Source organism: Allosalinactinospora lopnorensis (genome assembly GCF_000981225.1).
Taxonomy (GTDB): Bacteria; Actinomycetota; Actinomycetes; order Streptosporangiales; family Streptosporangiaceae; genus Allosalinactinospora; species Allosalinactinospora lopnorensis.
Genome location: NZ_LAJC01000023.1, coordinates 33,524 through 51,313, shown reverse-complemented (window position 1 = coordinate 51,313; position 17,790 = coordinate 33,524). Strand labels below are relative to the sequence as shown.

Below are 17,790 nucleotides of genomic sequence, written 5' to 3'. Positions count from 1 at the left end.
GTCACGCATCGTCAACCGCTCTCGGCGGTGCCGTTCTTCTTGGCGCGGCTCTTGGTCGCCGTCCCGCTCTTGGTGCCCGACTTCGCGCCGGTCTTGGCAGTGCCCTTGGAACCGCTCTTGGCCGCCGCACCGTTCTTCGCGGTGCTCTTCTTGGCCGCCGACTTCTTCGCGGGCGCCTTCGCCCGGCGGTCGGCCAGCAGCTCGGCCGCGCGCTCATCGGTGATCGAGTCGACGTCGTCCCCCTTGCGCAGGGAGGCGTTGATCTCGCCGTCGGTCACGTAGGGGCCGAACCGGCCGTCCTTGATCACCATCGGCTTCTCGCTGTGGGGGTCCACACCGAGTTCGCGCAGCGGCGCGGCCGCGGCGGCGCGGCGCCCCCTCTGCTTCGGCTTGGCGAAGATCTCCTTGGCCTCCTCGACGGTGACGCTGAAGATCTGCTCCTCGCTCTCCAGCGAACGGCTGTCGGACCCCTTCTTCAGGTAGGGGCCGAACCGGCCGTTCTGCGCCGTGACCTCCTCACCGTCGATCTCACCCACCACACGCGGCAGGGAGAGCAGCTTCAGCGCGTCCTCAAGGGTGACCGTGTCGACCGACATCGACTTCAGCAGCGAGGCGGTGCGCGGCTTCGGCTTGGCCTTGGACTTCGACTTGTTGCTCTTGGGCTTCGTCTCGCCCTCGCCGCCTTCGGGCTCCTCCAGGACCTCGGTCACGTAGGGGCCGAACCGCCCGACCCTGGCGAGGACGGTGCGCCCGGTCTCCGGGTCCGCCCCGAGTTCGCGATCGCCGCTGGGCTGGGCGAACAGCTCCTCGGCCTTCTCCTTGGTGAGCTCGTCAGGAGCGAGGTCCTCGGGCACGTTGACCCGCTGCCCGTCGCGCTCCATGTAGGGGCCGTAGCGGCCGACCCGCATCACGATGTCGGTGCCGGGCAGCGGGAAGGAGCTGACCTCCTTCGGGTCGATCTCGGCGAGGTGGTCGCCCACAAGGTCACGGAGCCCGGTCTCGTCGTCGGCCCCGAAGTAGAACCGCTGCAGCCACGGCAGGCTCGCGGTCTCGCCGCGCGCGATGCCGTCGAGGATGTCCTCCATGCGCGCGGTGAAGTCGTAGTCGACCAGGTTCTGGAAATGCCGCTCCAGGAGCTGCACCACAGCGAACGCCAGGAAGGACGGCACCAGCGCCGAGCCCTTCTTGAACACGTAGCCGCGGTCCAGGATGGTCCCCATGATCGAGGCGTATGTGGACGGGCGGCCGATCTCGCGGTCCTCAAGCTCCTTGACCAGCGTCGCCTCGGTGTAGCGCGCGGGCGGACGGGTGCTGTGCCCCTCGGCCTCGACGCTCTCGGCCTTGAGCGGATCGCCCTCGTCGAGCGGGGGCAGCCGGCGCTCGCGGTCGTCGAGCTCGGCCTCGGGGTCGTCGGCGCCCTCGACGTAGGCCTTGAGGAACCCGTGGAAGGTGATGATCTTCCCCGTGGCGGCGAACTCGGCCAGCTCGCCGGCGTTGGAGGTCCCGGTGACCTTCACCGTCACCGACTCGCCGACGGCGTCCTTCATCTGGGAGGCGACCGTGCGCTTCCAGATGAGCTCGTAAAGCCGGAACTCCGAACCGGTCAGCCCGGTCTCGGCCGGCGTCCGGAACGAGTCGCCGGCCGGGCGGATGGCCTCGTGCGCCTCCTGGGCGTTCTTGACCTTGCTGGAGTAGATGCGCGGCTTCGCCGGCAGGTAGTCGGTGCCGTACAGCCGCGCGGCCTGGTCGCGGGCGGCCGCGATGGCGCTCTCCGACAGGGTGATGCTGTCGGTGCGCATGTAGGTGATGAAACCGTTCTCGTAGAGCCGCTGCGCCACCTGCATCGTCTGCTTCGAGGACAGGCCGAGCTTGCGCGAGGCTCCTGCTGCAGCGTTGTGGTGCGGAACGGGGCGTAGGGGGAACGCTTGTACGGTTTGCGCTCCACCGAGCGCACCGCGAAGTCGCTCCCGGTGAGCCGGTCGGCGAGAGCGCGGGCGGACTCCTCGTCCAGGTGCAGCACACCCGAGCTGGAACGCAGCACACCGTCGGAGGTGAAATCGCGTCCCACCGCCACCCGGTCGCCGTCGACCGAGACCAGGTTGGCCATGAAGGTGGCGGGGTCGTCGCCCGAACTGCGCCCGACCGAGTCGAAAACGGCCTTGAGTCCCCAGTACTCCGCCGAGGTGAACGCGATCCGCTCACGCTCGCGCTCCACGACCAGGCGTGTCGCGACGGACTGCACACGGCCCGCCGACAGCCTCGGCATGACCTTCTTCCACAGCACCGGGGAGACCTCGTAGCCGTAGAGCCGGTCCAGGATGCGGCGGGTCTCCTGGGCGCTGACGAGGCGCAGGTTCAGATCCCGGGTGTTCTGGGTGGCGCGCTCGATCGCCTCCCGGGTGATCTCGTTGAAGACCATGCGCTTCACCGGGATCTTCGGCTTGAGCTCCTCGCGCAGGTGCCAGGCGATGGCCTCGCCCTCGCGGTCCTCGTCCATGGCCAGGATGAGCTCATCGGCCTCGGCCAGAAGCTCTTTGAGCCTCTTGACCTGCTGCTTCTTATCGGAATTGACGACATAGAGCGGCTCGAAGTCGCGCTCGACGTTCACACCCAGCCGCGCCCACGCCTCGCCCTTGTAGCGGGCCGGGATCTCGGCGGCCTTGGTCGGCAGGTCCCGGATATGGCCGATGCTGGACTCCACGACGTACCCCCGGCCGAGGTAGCCGGCGATCGTCTTGACCTTGGCGGGCGACTCGACGATGACGAGCCGATTGCCGCCGCCCGGGTCTTTGGTGCCGGTGTCGTTCGAGCCGTTCTCACCGGCGCTGCCCTTCGTGGGTGGCACGCTCTTCCCCTACGTCTAGCTTTGCGCTGTCTGTGCGGCCCGGTCGGCCGGACCGCGAACCATCGGACCCCCAACAACTGACGGTAACCGAACCCCGGGGACTCCGCTTTCCCGCGCCGGGACCGACCGCTGCGGGGCGTACCTACGGCGCTGGCCTTGTCGCTGTCCTCAGGGTTCCCAGGAAGCGGCATCCCGTTAACCGTTGTGCTCGCACGCTATGGCACGAACCCGGCCGGCAGACGCAGAATAAGCGCAATGCTTGAATACGAATACCGGGAACTTCGCTTCCCGCGCGGCACGTCGCGCAGCGCCACGCGCCAGGCCCTGACAGAGCACGCGGAGTACGGGAGATGGGAACTCGCACGCGTGCGGTTATATCCCAACGGAAGCCGCCGTATTACTCTGCGCCGAAAAATCATCCGGCAGGTACGCACAATGTGAGTTCAGTCACCTCACTCTAGGTGGCGCGCACCTGGACTCCCCGTATCCGGTCACGAGGGTCGGGGGTGGGGAGCGGTGCGCCGTCGCACCGCCCCGTCTTCCCCAATAGCAAACGGCGGGTCGCCCCGATTATTCCAGGAGGGCCCTCCGCCACCGGGGCGAAGGCGCGCGTCCCCGCTCAGGCCAGGTCGATGAAACGGTCCAGAACCCGGACCCCGAACCGGAGCCCCTCCACCGGCACGCGCTCGTCGACCCCGTGGAACATTCCCGCGAAGTCGAGCTCCGGAGGCAGCTTGAGCGGGGCGAACCCGTAGTTGCGTATCCCCAGCCGCTGGAAGCTCTTCGCGTCGGTTCCACCGGAAAGGCAGTAGGGGACGGCGTGCGCCCCGGGGTCCTCGGCGCGCAGCGAATCGGCCATCGCACCGACGATCCCGCCCTCGAAGTCCGTTTCGACAGCGGGCAGGTGGTGGATGAACTCCCGGGTGACCTTCGGCCCGAGGAGCCGGTCGATCTCGGCGAAGTACTCCTCCTCCATCCCGGGCAGGAACCTGCCGTCCACCTGGGCCTCGGCCGCTCCGGGAATGACGTTCGCCTTGTAGCCGCCACCCAGAACGGTCGGGTTGAGCGTGTGGCGGAGAGTGGCACCGACCATGCTGGCGACCGGGCCGAGCCGGGCGACGGTCGACTCGGGGTCGTTCTCGTCGAACTCGATGCCGAACGCCTCGCAGACCTCCTCCAGGAAGATCCGGACGGTCTTCGTCAGCCGGACGGGGAACTCGTGCCGCCCCAGGCGCGCGACGGCTTCGGCGAGCTCGGTGACAGCGTTGTCGTCGTTGACCATCGACCGTGCCCGGCGGTCCCCCGGGCGCGCAGCCTCATCCAGGCGATGCCCTTCTCGGCCGTCTCGATCAGGTAGAGGCGCCGCTGGTCGTCGACGGTGAAGCTGAACCCGCCCACCTCGCTGATCGCCTCGGCGCAGTCGGCGAACAGCTCGGGGTGCCGGTCCACCAGCCACCGGGCGCCCCAGGACCCGCCCGCCTCCTCGTCGGCCAGGAACGCCAGGACGATGTCGCGCGGCGGGGTGCGCCCCTCGCGCATGCGCTGCCGGACGACGGCGAGCACCATGGCGTCCATGTCCTTCATGTCGATGGCGCCGCGCCCCCAGACGCACCCGTCGGCGATCTCCCCGGAGAACGGGTGGTGCGTCCAGTCGGCCGCGTCGGCGGGAACGACGTCCAGGTGGCCGTGGATCAGCAGCGGCGGACGGCCGGGGTCGGCCCCGGCGATACGGGAGACCACGCTGCTCCGGCCCGGATGCGACTCATAAACCGCGGTCTCCAGCCCGACCTCGTCCAGCTTGCCCGCCACGTACTCCGCGGCCGCCCGCTCCCCCGGACCGGAGTGGTCCCCGTAGTTCGAGGTATCGATGGCGATGAGCTCCCGGCACAGGTCCACGACCTCGGCCTCGGCCGGGCCCAACGTCTCCTTCGCATCCGCCATGACCTACGCCAGCTCCTCTCGACCCTCGCGGGGGGCGTCTCGTCCCCCACCGACCATCCCATGATGCTGCCCCCCGAGAAACGTGTACGCCGCACCTCGTGAGCTTTGCTATGGTTGACCTTGTCCGGCGCGGCAGCGCCTGACACTCAGGTCCGGGTGGCGGAATAGGTAGACGCGCTAGCTTGAGGTGCTAGTGCCCGTTAAGGGCATGGGGGTTCAAGTCCCCCCTCGGACACCAGGGAGCCGGTTACGCAGCAGGTCAGAGAGCTGCTACCGGGATCGCGATAGGCGGCCGTTTCGGAGCGTTGCACATATGGTGCACATGCTCAGGGGCAGCCGTTTTGTGTTTCACTTCCCACCTTGCTCAGTGCCTCGATGCGGCGCGCGTCCATCACGTCGGCGACCTCGTCGAGCCGGTCCGGCCACAGGTGCCCGTAGCGGTCGAGGGTCATGGTCGCCGTTGCGTGGCCGAGCATCGCCTGCACCACCTTCACATCCGCCCCGGCCGCGATCGCCAACGACGCCGCCGTGTGCCGCAGCTTATGCGGGGTCAGCCCGAGCCCACTGAGTCCAGCGGGCTTGAGGGCATTGTTGAACTCCCGGGGACGCCAGTTGCGCGCACGCAGCGGCTTTCCGCGCGCCGTGGTGAACACCAACGCATCCTCCGGGCGCCCCTCGACCAGCGGATTCAGCTCGGCCACCAGCGAAGCCGGTACGGGAACGGTCCGGCTCTTTCCCGTCTTCGGCGGCTGCTCCACAAGCTTCCCCTCGACCTCGGCGAAGGCGACCGTGACCCGGATCCGGCGCTTGACCAGATCAACCTTGCCAACGCGCAGCGCCGCCGCCTCACCCCAGCGCAGGCCTGTGTAGGCCAGCAGCAAGACAAGGGCGCGGTTCACTGCCGAAGCCGCCGACCTCTGGTTGTACTTCGTGCGCAGTCCCGCCGCCGCATCCGCCAGCGCTTCCACCTGCTCATAGGTCAGGTAAACGTGTTCGGCCTCACTCGACTTGGGAAGCGGGACGCCTTTCGCGGGATTGACCGGGATCCGGCGCGGCACGCACCACCCCAGCACCATCGACAGCACAGCATGCGCGTTCCTGGTTTGCGAGGCTCCCAGCCCACTCCCGCCTTCTTCACGCGACTTCTGCAGCTCGGCGACCCACACCGCGATGTCCTCGGCGTGAATAGCACTGAGCGGCAGGTCTGCCCACCGAGGAAGGACGTGCGTGTCCAGCAGGTTCCGGTACTTCCACCAGGTCGAGCGCCTGATGTCGGTCCGGGCGGCCAACCACTTCTCGGCCATCTCTCCGAACGTGATCTTCGCTGCCGCCGGATCCCGATAGGAGCCTTCGTTCAGGCTGTTCTCGATCTCGGTTTGGCGCTGTTCAGCGTCGGGTTTCTTCTTGAACGTGCCGGCGCTTTTGAGCTTTCCGGCGGGATCGTAGTAGCGCACCAGCCAACGACCGGGAGGAGTGCGTTTGGCCTGCTTGGCTTTGGTGACCGCGTCGCGGTAGCTCTTGTCCTTCTGCCGGTCGTAGATCCAGGCCCGAGCCATGCGGGGGTTTCCTTTCCGTGGGGGTGGGGGTCAGGGCTGCTTACGGACCAGGCGCGCACTTCGGCCGGGTCATAGCGCACGTGGCGGCCGATGCGGTGCGAGGGCGGACCGGTCCGGGTGTAGCGCCACTGGTAGAGCGTCTTCGCCGGGACGCCGAGGAAGCGGGCGGTCTCTGCCACCGACCACAGGCGCGAGGCCAGATTGGGAACGGTCGTACTGTTCACGCGGCCCTCTCCCCGGTTGCCGAAAGTTCTGCCTGCCGCGCGGAGTCGAGTTGTGCGCGGCGTTGTAAGGCCTCACCGACCGCGCGCAGTAGGCGTTGCTCACGCGGCGGTACGTCGGGATCCGTGGGGCGAGCCAGCTCCCAGACTTCATTGCCGGACGGAACGCGCAACGGGACAGCGGCGCCCTGGTCCTGCTCGTCGCTGTTGGGATCGACGCCGAGTTGTTCGAGGACCCAGGTCAGCCGGTCGGCTTTGTGGTCGGTGAGGGTCTTGTTGGACCACTTGCGCGAGACCAGCACGCGGCGGCCCGCGTAGCCGAGGTGTTCGCGTTTGTGGGCTTTGGAGCGGCAGAATCCGGGCCGCATTCCGGCCTTGGGGTCTTGGGGTTGGATGCCGTAGCGCAGCCAGTTGGAGCACCGGGGCGAGCAGGGTTCGAAACGCAGCGCTTCGGTGAGCCGGTCCACGTGGCGTTCCTGTGCCACAGTCTCGATCTCGTGGCATTCGGCGATGTCCTTGGTCAGGTACTTCGCCAGGTACCGGATGCAGCGGTCGGCATCCTCAGATCCGGCGAGCACGCCCTTTGCGTCGACCTGGGAGCCGAAGCGCACCACGTGCATGGGTTCGGCGTCCGGGTCGGCGTCGAGGGCGTCCAGGGCCTCATCCCAGGTGGGCAGGACTTCCCCGGTTGCCGGGTCCACATAGTTCCCGGTCGCCTCATCAAAGAGGGGAAGGTGTGACCCCTCATAGACCACCTCGTCCGCCTTGGGCCACCACACCTGGTGATAGGTCGCCGCCGCGATCTGGCGCAGCTCCGCGCGCGGAATGGTGCCCCTCGTCGCCATGTGCAGGTGCGGCGCCAGCCGGCGTTGCGGCTCCACACTGGCGAAGTACTGGACATCGAAGCCGGCCACGCGCCGCAAATTCTGCACGAACCGGTCCACCAGTTTGGAGAAGTGCAGCGCATCCCGCGCCGCGCGGCGGTAGTCATACGTTGAGGGATCCACCGGGGTGCCGTCGCTTTTCACCCGCCCGTAGCTGTTCAGGGTCAGGGTTACGAACAGCGAGGGGCGGAAGGTCTTGCCCGAGGCCGGGTCCTCGAAGGCGCGGCCCACGGTGCGCCGGGCCATGGGCCGCTTGGGCAGATCCGGGGCATCCTGGCGCCGCTTGGTCGAGCGCACCCGACGCGACTTGGACGAGCCGGACGAGGAGGGAGTCACCGAGCCGCGCAGCCCCGACGCCGAGATCTCCGCATCCAGATCCGCAATCGCCGCATCCAGCGCCGCGAGCTGGTCAGGCTCAGCGGCACCGGATTCGGCCAGCCGGTCGCGTTGGGCGGTGACCATGGCGCGTTGTTCCACCCAGGAGCGTTGCACCTCGGAGGGCTCGTCCGGTTCGGTGACCGGTTCTTCGGCCAGGTGCCAGCCCTCTTCGCATTGGCTGCGCCGGATCGAGCGCTTGCGCTTGGCGCAGGCCGGACACCGCGATTCGAGCGTCGAGCCGCACGGCACATCCACGATTTCGGAGGCCCCGGTAGCGGTATCAATGCGCCGCAGCGAGACCGGGCGAATGCACACCCCCTTGTCGGCAGCCACCTGTTCGGCGACCTCACGCGCCAAGGGTTGCGCCATGCGCTCAGCCCGCGTGCTCTTCCCCGTAGGAGTAGGCATCAGGCGACCCCCTCCCCCGACACCGGCCGCAAGCGAGGAGCCCCGTACTCGCCTGCCATCGCCTCGATGTCGCCATCGGCGACGTAGGCGGCGCGCACCCGCACCGGCCGGGGATCCCTCCAGGCGCACGAACGCCACACCGGGAACCTCAGGGGCGATCAGGTGGGCGTTGGCGCCGCGATCACGCGCATCCTCGCCGAGCACCATGTCCACCTGGGAAGCCTCATCCAGGCGCAAGGCCACCTTGTCCGGGAAGAGGTTGCGCAGGTTCATCACCTCCTTGCGCGGATCCTGCAACGCCGCCAAGACGGAGAACCCGACCGAACGCCCTTGCGAGGTCAGCGTGGCGATGGCGTTCTCCGCGCGGCGGCGGATCTCGCGATCCGGGTGGTAGGCGGTCAGGAAGGCCACCTCGTCAAGCACCACCGCCACGAACGGGTCATCCGTCGTGGGCACGTGCGTGCGCTGCTTCCCGGCGTAGCGCGCGGCCCGCTCCTGCATCTCCTCTACAGCGGTTTCGAGCAGAGCCACAGTCGCTTCAGCGGTATCGGCGTAGCGAGCGAACAGGGAACGTCCGTAGGACAGCTCCATGCGTTTCGGATCGATCGCCCACACCTGCGCCGTACCATCAGCCAGAGCCGGGAGCATCGCACGAATCGCCGACCAGATCACCGAGCCCTTCCCGGCCCCGGTAACCCCCACGGTCAGCACATGGGTGCCGTGCAGGCGCATGTGCCAGGTCTGGCCGTCTTCGCGCAACCCCATCGGCAGCGCCGTCAGATCCACCTGCTCAGGTACGGGGAGTGCGTCGAGGGGGTCGGCGAGCAGATCGCGGCGGGGGAACTCCAACACCACGTCTCGTGGACCGAGCACGGTGACCCGGCAGGAGGGAGCGGCGAAGCCGTGCGCCAGCTCGGTGACCCGGTTTTCGAAGTCGGCCGGGGCGGTTCCGGCCACCAGCTTGACGCGGACCCGGTCGGCCCACTCGGTGCAGGTGACCTTTTTGATCTGGGGCAGGTATTGGCGTTCCTGGTAGGACTCGGCCAGCCCGGCCACCACCAGCACGGGTTGCCAGTGCCGGCGGTAGTTGAACACCCAGCGCCAGGCGGCCAACGCCCGCAGCACCACCAGGGACCGGAACGTGTTCGGCCAGCGCCACCGCCAGCCCGCCAGTCCCGCACCGGTCAGCGTGGCGACGAGGGCGAGCGGGAGCCATCCCAGGTAGTGAGCCACCGCCGCGAAGACGGCCGCACTCGCCACCGCGACGGGGAATCGGACCGGCAGCAGCACCGCCAGCCGCAGCAGCCGGTACACCCAGCGGGTGAGGATGAAGATGCCCGGTGTTTCGACAACCGGGGTGGTGAAGCGGAAGGCTTGGGCCGGAACCGGAGTGGTGGGCTGCACCTGAGTGGCCCCGGCGTTCCTGTCACGCCACATAAGCTGAACACACCTCTTCCAAGGTCTGTGAGGGATCGGGGAGGGGGTAAGGGGCGGCCAGGTGCGCCAACACCAATGGCCGCCCCGCCTGTCAGTCGGTCAGGCCGTGCCGGTATCTGCGTCGGCGACGGTGCGCGCGTGCAGCTCTTCCAGCGCGGCCAGGAAGTGCTTCGCCTGAGAGGCCAGCTCACCGGCGAACGCCAGATCCTCCGGTGTCACCGCGCCGTCGTGGTCGCGGCAGGTCACCGATACATAGATCCCGCGCGAGGCCAGGGCCAGAATCGGCTTGCTGTCGGCGTAGGTGTGGCAGTAGACCGCCGCATCGGAGCCGACACGCAGGCCCAGCGATGCCCGCGAGGCCTCCGGCCCGCCCGGAGCCGCAGCCGTCCAGCGCCCACCCATCAGGCACCGTCCTTGGCCGCACCGGATGCGGCAACCGCGGCCTTGCGCGAACCGCCCCCGCCGGGGGTCTTCACGCCCCGAGCCCGCAGCGAGTAGGCCACCCTCGGGCGGCGCCCGTTGTCATCGACATAGGGCATCACCGACATGGACTCGAACTCGATCGGGCGAAACGGCAGGCCCGGCACCTCATCGGGCAGGGTGGGGCAGACCTCAGCGGCCACCTTGACCTTCACGCTCTTGGCCTTACCGCGGGCTTCGGGATCGGCGTCGATCACGTCGACCGCCCACAACGGCAACCCGGACTCCTTGTCGGTCTGGGGCCGCTTGGTCTCAAAATCGGTGATCGCCTCCACCCCAAGGGCGTAGGCCCCGTGTGGGAACACCGTGCCGAACTCCACCGGCAACGCACCCTGAATCGCCATCACACACTCCTTCTTCGATAAGTGCTCAACTACTCGATCAAACGAGTGTCTGTAAAATACCCGACTCGACTCGTTCACACAAGCGGGCGAGCCGGGGGATTTCGGGGCGGCCTCAGGAGGCGGGGTAGCTGTCTTCGAGTTCGTGCAGGTCCCCGGGCAGCACCACATCAGCCACCGCGATCACGGTGTCAGAACCATCGAGTACACGGGCGAGGATGCCCAGCACCGGGGTCGTCTCCTGCAGTTGGAGCAGCTTGCGCTCCTGCTCGGTGGCCAGGCGCGAGGAAAGGTGCTCACTGATGCGGGCCGGGCGGATCTGCTTGACCGCCTGCAGGTGTTCCTTGACCCCGATGCTGATGAGCTGCTCTTCTGCCAAGTCGGTCCCGGCGGCCACATCGAGGGGAAACCACAGCGAGACCAGTTCGCTGGGCTCTCCCTCGGAGAGGATGAGGCGCTGGCGCAGCAGCGCCGGGGACTCCTCCGGCAACCCCAACGCGGTGGCGATCGCCCTAGGAGCGGTGGACCGCCCAGCCTGGGTGATCCGGGCGTCCTTGATGTTCTCCGAGGCATCGAAGGCACTGGCCCCCGCCTGCGAGCGCTCCGCCGAACGCTCCGGCACTCCTTTGACGAAGGAGCCACGCCCGTGCTCGCGTTCGATCCAGCCCTGCAGGCTCAGAATCTGCAAGGCCCGCACCACCGTGGAGCGCCCGGCCCCGAACTCACGCACCATGCGCGACTCCGAGGGCAGGATTTCGCCTACCGGGTAGGTGCCGTCCTCGATACGCTCTTGGATCGCTTTGATGATCTGCGCGTATTTGGGTGGAGCGAACTCCAGGTTCGACATGACGACCGCCCAATGGCTCTAGTACTCATCTGATCAAGCAGCATACTGGCGCCGCCCTGACCTGTCATGATCTGGGGGCACTACCGTCTACGGCTTTCGATTCCGGGGAGGCCGGGACGCCCCTGAAGGGGGAAGGGGAGACCCCGGCCTCCAGCACACGCCCCCCCGGGGGCGGTGCACGGTGCCGCGCGGACCCGGTGGGAAGGCCGTTACCAAGGCACCCGGAGGCGCGGCACATCCGTCACGCCATCGGAGGCGTGGGGTCGCGATACACCCCGTCGCGCACTTCGGTCAGCCGTTGAGCGAACCACGACGCCGACAGCAGCGAATGCCCACGCCCCACCCGGGCCGGCGGGTCTTCCAGTTGCCCCACGAAGACCTCGATATCGTCCTCGACCAGGGTCGGCGCGTGGTCGGCATCGGGATCCACCGCCGCAGCGATCCACAGATGCTCGGTGCGCCGGATCCTCCACCGCTCGGCATAGCGCTCTTGGAGCAGCCGCAACAGCGGGTCCGCGTTGGCGCTCACCTCAGCATCCCGAGTCCAGCCAGGACAGCCAGTCCGGCGAACTGGGCAAACGAGTGGTTTTCTACCAACCTGCGATCCTCTAGAACACGCAGGTATGGGCGGATTCGCGCGCTTCGACGCGATGGCAGGATAGGCAACGTCATCAGCTCCCGTTAGCTGGTGGCCACGCCCCCGGACGGTGGCAGCCGTCGCGGGGGTCTGTTCGTCTTGGTTTACGCGGCGCTCTTACCGGTCCCATCGCAGGCGGAGCACCAGACGGGACGAATCGCGCCGGAGGTGCCCGGCTTAGGGCTCACCACGACCACCCGACGCGGTCGCACGCTCTTGCGCCCCCGCCCACGACAGGACCGGCAACGCACCGACGTGGTGACAGCAGTGGTCTCCAAAGCGCACATCCCCTTCATAGCCGCGCCGTGGTTGGACCAGAACGCTATGACGGGAAGCGGCCAAGAACCCGAACTCTCAGCTCGGGTAGACCAGCAGACCGGGTTACTCGTACAGCCCGACGCGGCGGGCCAGAGCCCGCACCTGGGGAGCGAAGGTGGGGCGGGCACGCTTGTTGAGACCCCGAACGAGATCCCGGGCGAGCAGGTTGTACTTCATGTCCTCCGGCCCTGTTCCTTCAGCGTTGAGCAGGTGGATGAGTACAGCGGCATCGTCGCGACGCTGTTCGTAAGAGCGTGCGACTTCCAGGGAAAACGTGGTCTGGCGCTCGATCGAGGAAGTACGTGTCGGGTCAACGGTATCTGCGAGGCGAAGAGCTTCGGCCGACTCTCCCGACTCCATCTCAATGCTCACGGCGTGCAACTGAACATTGGTCGGTCCGAAAGCCGTCCACATCACGTTGCCTTCACCGGCCCGCTCAGCGGCTGGACCCGCATACTCACGGATCCTGCCATGTGCGGTCCAGTGGTCGCCGTTACGCACGGACGCCACCGCTCCCGTGAGCCAGAGCGCCCCCTGCATGGCAACGGACTCCGTCGTGTCACCAAGTTCGGTACGCACCCCTTCGGCAGCATGCATCACAACGTCTTCGGCGCCATCCGCATCGTCCTGGGCGAGGAGAACATGAGCGAGGTTCCAACGGGCACCCGCTACGCGGAGGGGGTCATCAGCAGCTTCAGCGACTTGGATCCCGCGGTCAGCGACCAGGAGAGAGAGGTCCACCCTGCCTATCCGCTTGGTGAAGGTGCGAAGGAGGAAGTACAGGTCAGCGGACACACGGTTAACGGCACGGCGATGCTCAGGATCCGCGTGCTCCAGTGCCCGAGCGGCGGCCTGTACGTCTTCGACCAGTGCGGGGAGCACGTCAGAGCCTTCGGTGAAGCGGTGCGGGGAGTTCTGCCATATCTGCCACGCGGAGTTCACCCGGTCTTTGAGGCTCTCGATGTCGTCCGGTGCGACCTCTCCGCGCGACTGCGGGGGCATGATCAAGGCACGATTGATGTCGGAGGCGACAGGGTGCACCTCCCCGTCTTGCTCGATTTTGGGTTCACCCAGCAGGGAAGAGACCGGTACACCAAGGATGCGGGAGAAGCGGTGGAGCAGAGTGATCGTGGGGGACTTCAGCCCGCGTTCGATCTGGGACAAGTAGTCCTCGCTCACCCCGGCCAGACCAGCAACGACGGCTTGTGTCTTCTTCTGACCCGTACGGTAGAACTTCAGACATTCACCGACCGGAATCTCCGACGAGGACCCCATGACCACACCCAGAACGAGAAGACCTATACAGCCAGCATCATTTTAGAGCGTGGTCAAGTCATCGTAAAGAGGAAAACCAGAATCTGGAGATGCGAGTAGGATGCGTTCGCCGCTGCTTATTCTATGGGACATCGACCACACGCTTATCAAGACCGGCGGTGTAGGGCGCGAGATATTCGGAGAGGCTTTTGCGGCGGCAACCGGGCAAGTGATGAAAGACATGCCCGAGGCCACCGGGCACACCGAACCCGACCTCTTCCGTGAAACACTCGCCATGCATGGGATTGAGGAAGCGCCCGAGTACTTCTCAATATTCGCAAAAACTCAAGCGGAAGGATACAAAAGGCGCGCCGAAGAGCTTCTACGCCGAGGCGAGATCCTTCCCGGAATCCTGGAAGCCCTGGACAGTCTCGGGCGCACACCCCGTGTCGTGCAGAGTGTTCTCTCAGGGAATACCCGTGCAGCAGCTACAGCAAAACTGGACATCTTCGGCCTCTCGCAGTCCCTTGAACTGGATATCGGCGCCTACGGCGACGACGAATCACATCGACCTCACCTGGTATCGATTGCGCAGAAGCGCGCCGAGACTAAACATGGGTATCCATTCTCTCGCGAGGAAACCATCCTCATCGGTGACACTGTCCGCGATGTCTACGCAGGCGACCAGGGGGGAGCCCGTGTCATTGCCGTCGCTACCGGAAGAACGTCAATCAACCAACTGCGAGATGCCAGACCGGAGACCGTTCTACCCGATGCCCGCGACCATACGGCACTGCTTACCGCGCTTGGAATTCCCTTCACGGACACCTGATACCACTCTCCTGTCTCCCCAATTTGGAGGACCGATGCTGTTCTTCCGTCGCCGCCGGCTTATAGATCGGATTGAAGCCCTACACACCCGTCTGGACGATCTGGCTCGTGAGGTCGCCCTGGCTCGAATGGACCTGATCTCTATGCAGGCCGCCGAGGAGGCCGCCCTAGACGAGGCCCAAGCGATCATCGCCCGACGTGCACGCCAGGGCGCACCCGCCCGTCACCTGTCCGTCGTCCGCGACACTTGACACGAAAACGGTCCTGACCAAGATGCTCGCCCTAGTCAGGGACCACGGAACGCCAACTCTCACGAAAGGAACCCTCAAACGGACGCTCCAGTGCCCAGTTCCGATCACCTGTCTAGTCCCAGCACTGCCGAATTGGGCTGTATGGGATCAAGGCGACGGCGCTTCGCGCCGTCGCTCCGGCCTGCTGTCCGCCGCTCGGGCTGCGGGCTGCCGCCCGGTCCCGAGCGGCGGACAGCTACCGGAATAGGACACCAAGAATCGAATGTAGCCCGTGCCTGAGGGCGCGTGTGAGGTAGCAGCAAGGTCGGAGGCCGGGAGACTTTAGGCACCTCTCAGGCTCAGGATCCTCCAGGACCAAGCCGGGGGCCGAGTGCATTGCTTCGCAGGGTGAGGGCCCATGGCCCTCTCCAATTGGTCGAGCGTAATTGGCCCCCGGCATGGTCCTGCCAGAGCCAGACAGGACACCGCCCAAAGTCTCCCGGCCTCCTCCGCATGCGGTCATGTGCACGCCCTGCCAGGTACGGCGCCGGACGGTGGCTGGCTGCGGCTCTCCGGCCGGTCTGGCCCCGCGCCAGCAAGGTAGCGAACCCAGTCGTGTGGTGAACAACTTTGGGCCATTGGAACAAGAGCGACCCTTATCTCATCAGAAGACTCCTCAAGCCTCAGACCGATCGCTGTAGCGCTCCCTGGAAGGAGCAGCGTTCCTGGGCGGCCTCAAAAGAAGGAGAGACCAAGAAAGTGCGACCAACAGGCTCCTCAATTTAGGTATAAATACCTGCTGAATCAATTCCCGACTCCAAGGAAAAAGCAGGACATGTTAGAAGAGACCAATTCCGCCGTACTCTTCAACTAGCAGCGCAATTTCTCGGAAGAATGCGAGCTTTTGGATGCCTGGAAGTCTTTCACGTATTTCTTCCAATCTCGCTTCTGGAGAGTCCGCCAAGAAGATCATTAAGGCTAAGACTGCAAATATTATTTGCTTGCGGTCCGCATTAACCCATTTCGGGCCGAACGGCTCAGCTGCAATCCAGGTGCTTCTCCATGTCATTTCGTCAGTTCGAAATGATTCCGTGATGAGACGGTCAAGAGACCAGTCTAGTGCCGGGTCCTCGACGAGGAGCATGTAGAGGCTCTGGGATATGGTCCCTCGCTCCCATATTCCTTCCTCTTTGGGAAGGCGGGAGATTAGCATGGAAATCTCGTTCGGCGCCCAACGGAAACATTTTGCAATATCGCGCCTAACATCGGTAGGGACAATGTTGCCATTATGCCAGAAGATGTCGGGATGCGGAGTTGCATGTGACAATATACGGACGGCGGAGAGATAGGTGTTCTGGTCTCTGAAGCTTAATAGTAGCGAGCGGAGCAAGCGAAAATAGCGCGGATCATTCCGCCCCACTGCGAGACAGTCAAAAAGAGCAGACTGCTTCTCTAATTCATCCTCGCCAAATAGCCTCAGAAAGAGATTTCCTTGCTGCCTCTTGCATTCAGTCCTTGCGGCTTCAAGGAAGTCACTAATCCCATTCGGGGTCAACTTCTGGTCAGGATATAGATAAGCACTCTTCGACTCTTGAGGAGCTCTTTCCGCCATCTCCTTAAGGTTCCCCCAGTAGAGCTCCCCGTCATTCGGATCTTGGGCGACTACAAAAATTGGCGTATTGCTGTTGAGCCAGAGACTACGCAATCGCGAGTTTATTTCGATGACATGTCCAGACTTGCGCTTATATTTATCCCCTCCTTTGATTTGCAGCGACACCGTCAACCCTAAATCTTTTTCAGATCGCCCAAGGTCTAATATCACATCTTTTCCAGCATCATTCCGCAAATCAATTTCATGGAAAATTAGGCCGTTCTCTTCGAAGAACATTCGAGAGGCGTTGACTGCTCGTTGCCCTATACGCCTAGCCTTTTCACTGGGGGAAAGCTTGTCTGTTCTTTCCTTATGTGACACTCATATATGATCTCACAATTGGTCCTTGCCCAGCACTAGTTCCATCTAGCTATAAGAAGCAGGCGAGAAGCGGGGAGAACTCGCGAGATGCGTTTCCGTTGCCCGCGTGAGCGCTGGGCTGCTGTGAGCGGTATGACCAAGAACATAATCCTGGATACAGCGATGACAGGTATGAGCTCAGCAATTGACAGCAGTAGTGACAGCAACGCCACCTGCCACCGCACGATCGGAACGACCTTCGCCGGACTCCGATCCCAGCACAGCAGGCGTCTACGGTGACCCATGATCGAGCTGATAAGGGTGAGTCCTGTGTCCGGTGGGCCACGGAAGCTACGGGGAGCAGGCCCAGTAACGACGCCCAAGCGATGCACATTCAGTGCACATGACGCCAGGTGAGGGCGGGAAACCGCGAGAATCAGCCGGAAGAGTTTTCGCACGTAATCGGCCGACCTACCGCGAGTCCCAAGGCCATCTGAGGCCCCCAGTAGGTTAAGGGCATGGGGGTTCAAGTCCCCCCTCGGACACGACCGTTTGTACATGTCGTGCGAGTTGAGGTTCGCCTCGGCTCGCACTTTGCGTTCTACGGGGTGGTAGGTCAGGCGAAGATCCAGCCCGTTGTAGAGGGCGCTCTTCGCCTCACGGTCGGCGTGGCGGATCATGGTTGAGACGTCTCCTATCGCGTCCAGGTGGGCGGCGACCTCGTCTTCATCGAGTCGCTGAGGGTAATCCTTCTGTTCGGCAAGTTGGGCGTTGGCTAGCGCCCGGTCAGGCTTGACCTCCCGGATCCATTCAGCCACGACTTCCGGATCCGTTCCGGCCTCTAACGCGGCGCGATAGCGGGCCAGCTTCGCGTCACACCCGGCGATCTTCTCCTCAGCCGCGCGCCGAGCGGCCTGGTCGGCGTCGTTTTCCCGCTGCGACTCGGCGAGCAGGCGAATGGTGGCTCGGCGTCGGGTGGGGTCAAACAGGGTGGCCAGCCACTCGTCCAGCACCGGAAGCACATCGGCTTCACGGAGATAGACCGCGCGGATGGGGTTCGTCAAGTTAAGGGCTCTGTCCCACTTTCGGTGGTGACTGAGAGTGGTGTCATTCGAGGAGGATGCGGTGGCGTAGGAGGGGGAAGCTGGCGCGTCCGTGCAAGCGGGGAAAGCTCACGCCCGGAGCCACGTCCCATCTTCACTGTTCAGTTGACAGGTGGCGGGCTTGTATT

Annotated in this window: 12 protein-coding genes, 1 tRNA gene and 4 pseudogenes; 4 read left to right on the top strand and 13 right to left on the bottom strand. The window is 65.2% G+C overall.

Annotation, left to right across the window (positions count from 1 at the left end; translation table 11 throughout):
• Positions 1-11: 11 nt before the first annotated feature.
• Positions 12-2,845 (bottom strand): annotated as a pseudogene (gene topA / locus VS93_RS10755) (type I DNA topoisomerase).
• Positions 2,846-3,100: 255 nt separating this feature from the next.
• On the opposite strand from topA, the gene VS93_RS31470 reads away from it, so the two are divergent.
• Positions 3,101-3,286, top strand: a complete 186-nt coding sequence (locus VS93_RS31470; RefSeq protein WP_082126795.1) for a DUF5703 family protein — start codon at positions 3,101-3,103, stop codon at positions 3,284-3,286.
• 178 nt (positions 3,287-3,464) lie between these two features.
• Here VS93_RS31470 and VS93_RS10750 read toward each other — a convergent pair.
• A pseudogene (locus VS93_RS10750) lies at positions 3,465-4,786 on the bottom strand (M20/M25/M40 family metallo-hydrolase).
• A 150-nt stretch (positions 4,787-4,936) separates the two neighbouring features.
• Here VS93_RS10750 and VS93_RS10745 point away from each other — a divergent pair.
• Positions 4,937-5,024: transfer RNA gene (locus VS93_RS10745), tRNA-Leu, on the top strand.
• Between the two features lie 88 nt (positions 5,025-5,112).
• Here VS93_RS10745 and VS93_RS10740 read toward each other — a convergent pair.
• From VS93_RS10740 to VS93_RS10710, 9 genes and pseudogenes are all read right to left on the bottom strand, one after another.
• Positions 5,113-6,342, bottom strand: coding sequence for a tyrosine-type recombinase/integrase (locus tag VS93_RS10740; RefSeq protein ID WP_052745672.1), 1,230 nt, complete (start codon positions 6,340-6,342; stop codon positions 5,113-5,115).
• A 47-nt stretch (positions 6,343-6,389) separates the two neighbouring features.
• Positions 6,390-6,542: pseudogene (locus VS93_RS28000) on the bottom strand (helix-turn-helix transcriptional regulator); the annotation flags it as partial.
• A gap of 20 nt (positions 6,543-6,562) precedes the next feature.
• Positions 6,563-8,233 (bottom strand): replication initiator, encoded by a 1,671-nt coding sequence (locus tag VS93_RS32940; RefSeq protein WP_046469833.1) that lies wholly within the window; start codon positions 8,231-8,233, stop codon positions 6,563-6,565.
• Positions 8,233-9,670: pseudogene (locus tag VS93_RS32935) on the bottom strand (cell division protein FtsK). The gene VS93_RS32940 and the pseudogene VS93_RS32935 overlap by 1 nt, the downstream one beginning before the upstream one ends.
• A gap of 99 nt (positions 9,671-9,769) precedes the next feature.
• Complete coding sequence (locus VS93_RS10730) at positions 9,770-10,072, bottom strand: hypothetical protein (RefSeq protein WP_046469823.1); 303 nt, start codon at positions 10,070-10,072, stop codon at positions 9,770-9,772.
• Complete coding sequence (locus tag VS93_RS10725) at positions 10,072-10,494, bottom strand: hypothetical protein (protein ID WP_046469822.1); 423 nt, start codon at positions 10,492-10,494, stop codon at positions 10,072-10,074. Before VS93_RS10725 ends, VS93_RS10730 begins: the two co-directional genes overlap by 1 nt.
• Positions 10,495-10,606: 112 nt before the next feature.
• Positions 10,607-11,338: a GntR family transcriptional regulator gene (locus tag VS93_RS10720; RefSeq protein WP_046469821.1), complete on the bottom strand. Its 732-nt coding sequence runs from the start codon at positions 11,336-11,338 to the stop codon at positions 10,607-10,609.
• A 241-nt stretch (positions 11,339-11,579) separates the two neighbouring features.
• Positions 11,580-11,867 carry a hypothetical protein gene (locus VS93_RS10715; protein ID WP_046469820.1) on the bottom strand — a complete coding sequence of 96 codons (288 nt, stop codon included), beginning with the start codon at positions 11,865-11,867 and terminating at the stop codon, positions 11,580-11,582.
• A 489-nt stretch (positions 11,868-12,356) separates the two neighbouring features.
• Positions 12,357-13,568: a helix-turn-helix domain-containing protein gene (locus tag VS93_RS10710; protein ID WP_046469832.1), complete on the bottom strand. Its 1,212-nt coding sequence runs from the start codon at positions 13,566-13,568 to the stop codon at positions 12,357-12,359.
• Positions 13,569-13,668: 100 nt separating this feature from the next.
• Between VS93_RS10710 and VS93_RS27990 the strand changes: the two genes are divergently transcribed.
• Positions 13,669-14,379 carry an HAD family hydrolase gene (locus tag VS93_RS27990; RefSeq protein WP_082126793.1) on the top strand — a complete coding sequence of 237 codons (711 nt, stop codon included), beginning with the start codon at positions 13,669-13,671 and terminating at the stop codon, positions 14,377-14,379.
• A gap of 127 nt (positions 14,380-14,506) precedes the next feature.
• Positions 14,507-14,629 carry a hypothetical protein gene (locus tag VS93_RS32490; RefSeq protein WP_269082835.1) on the top strand — a complete coding sequence of 41 codons (123 nt, stop codon included), beginning with the start codon at positions 14,507-14,509 and terminating at the stop codon, positions 14,627-14,629.
• A gap of 817 nt (positions 14,630-15,446) precedes the next feature.
• Here the strand turns inward: VS93_RS32490 and VS93_RS27985 are convergent.
• On the bottom strand, positions 15,447-16,580 hold the full coding sequence (locus tag VS93_RS27985) for a DUF4365 domain-containing protein (protein ID WP_269082834.1): 1,134 nt from the start codon (positions 16,578-16,580) through the stop codon (positions 15,447-15,449).
• A gap of 35 nt (positions 16,581-16,615) precedes the next feature.
• On the bottom strand, positions 16,616-17,623 hold the full coding sequence (locus VS93_RS29070; RefSeq protein WP_156184778.1) for a hypothetical protein: 1,008 nt from the start codon (positions 17,621-17,623) through the stop codon (positions 16,616-16,618).
• Between the last annotated feature and the right edge of the window lie 167 nt (positions 17,624-17,790).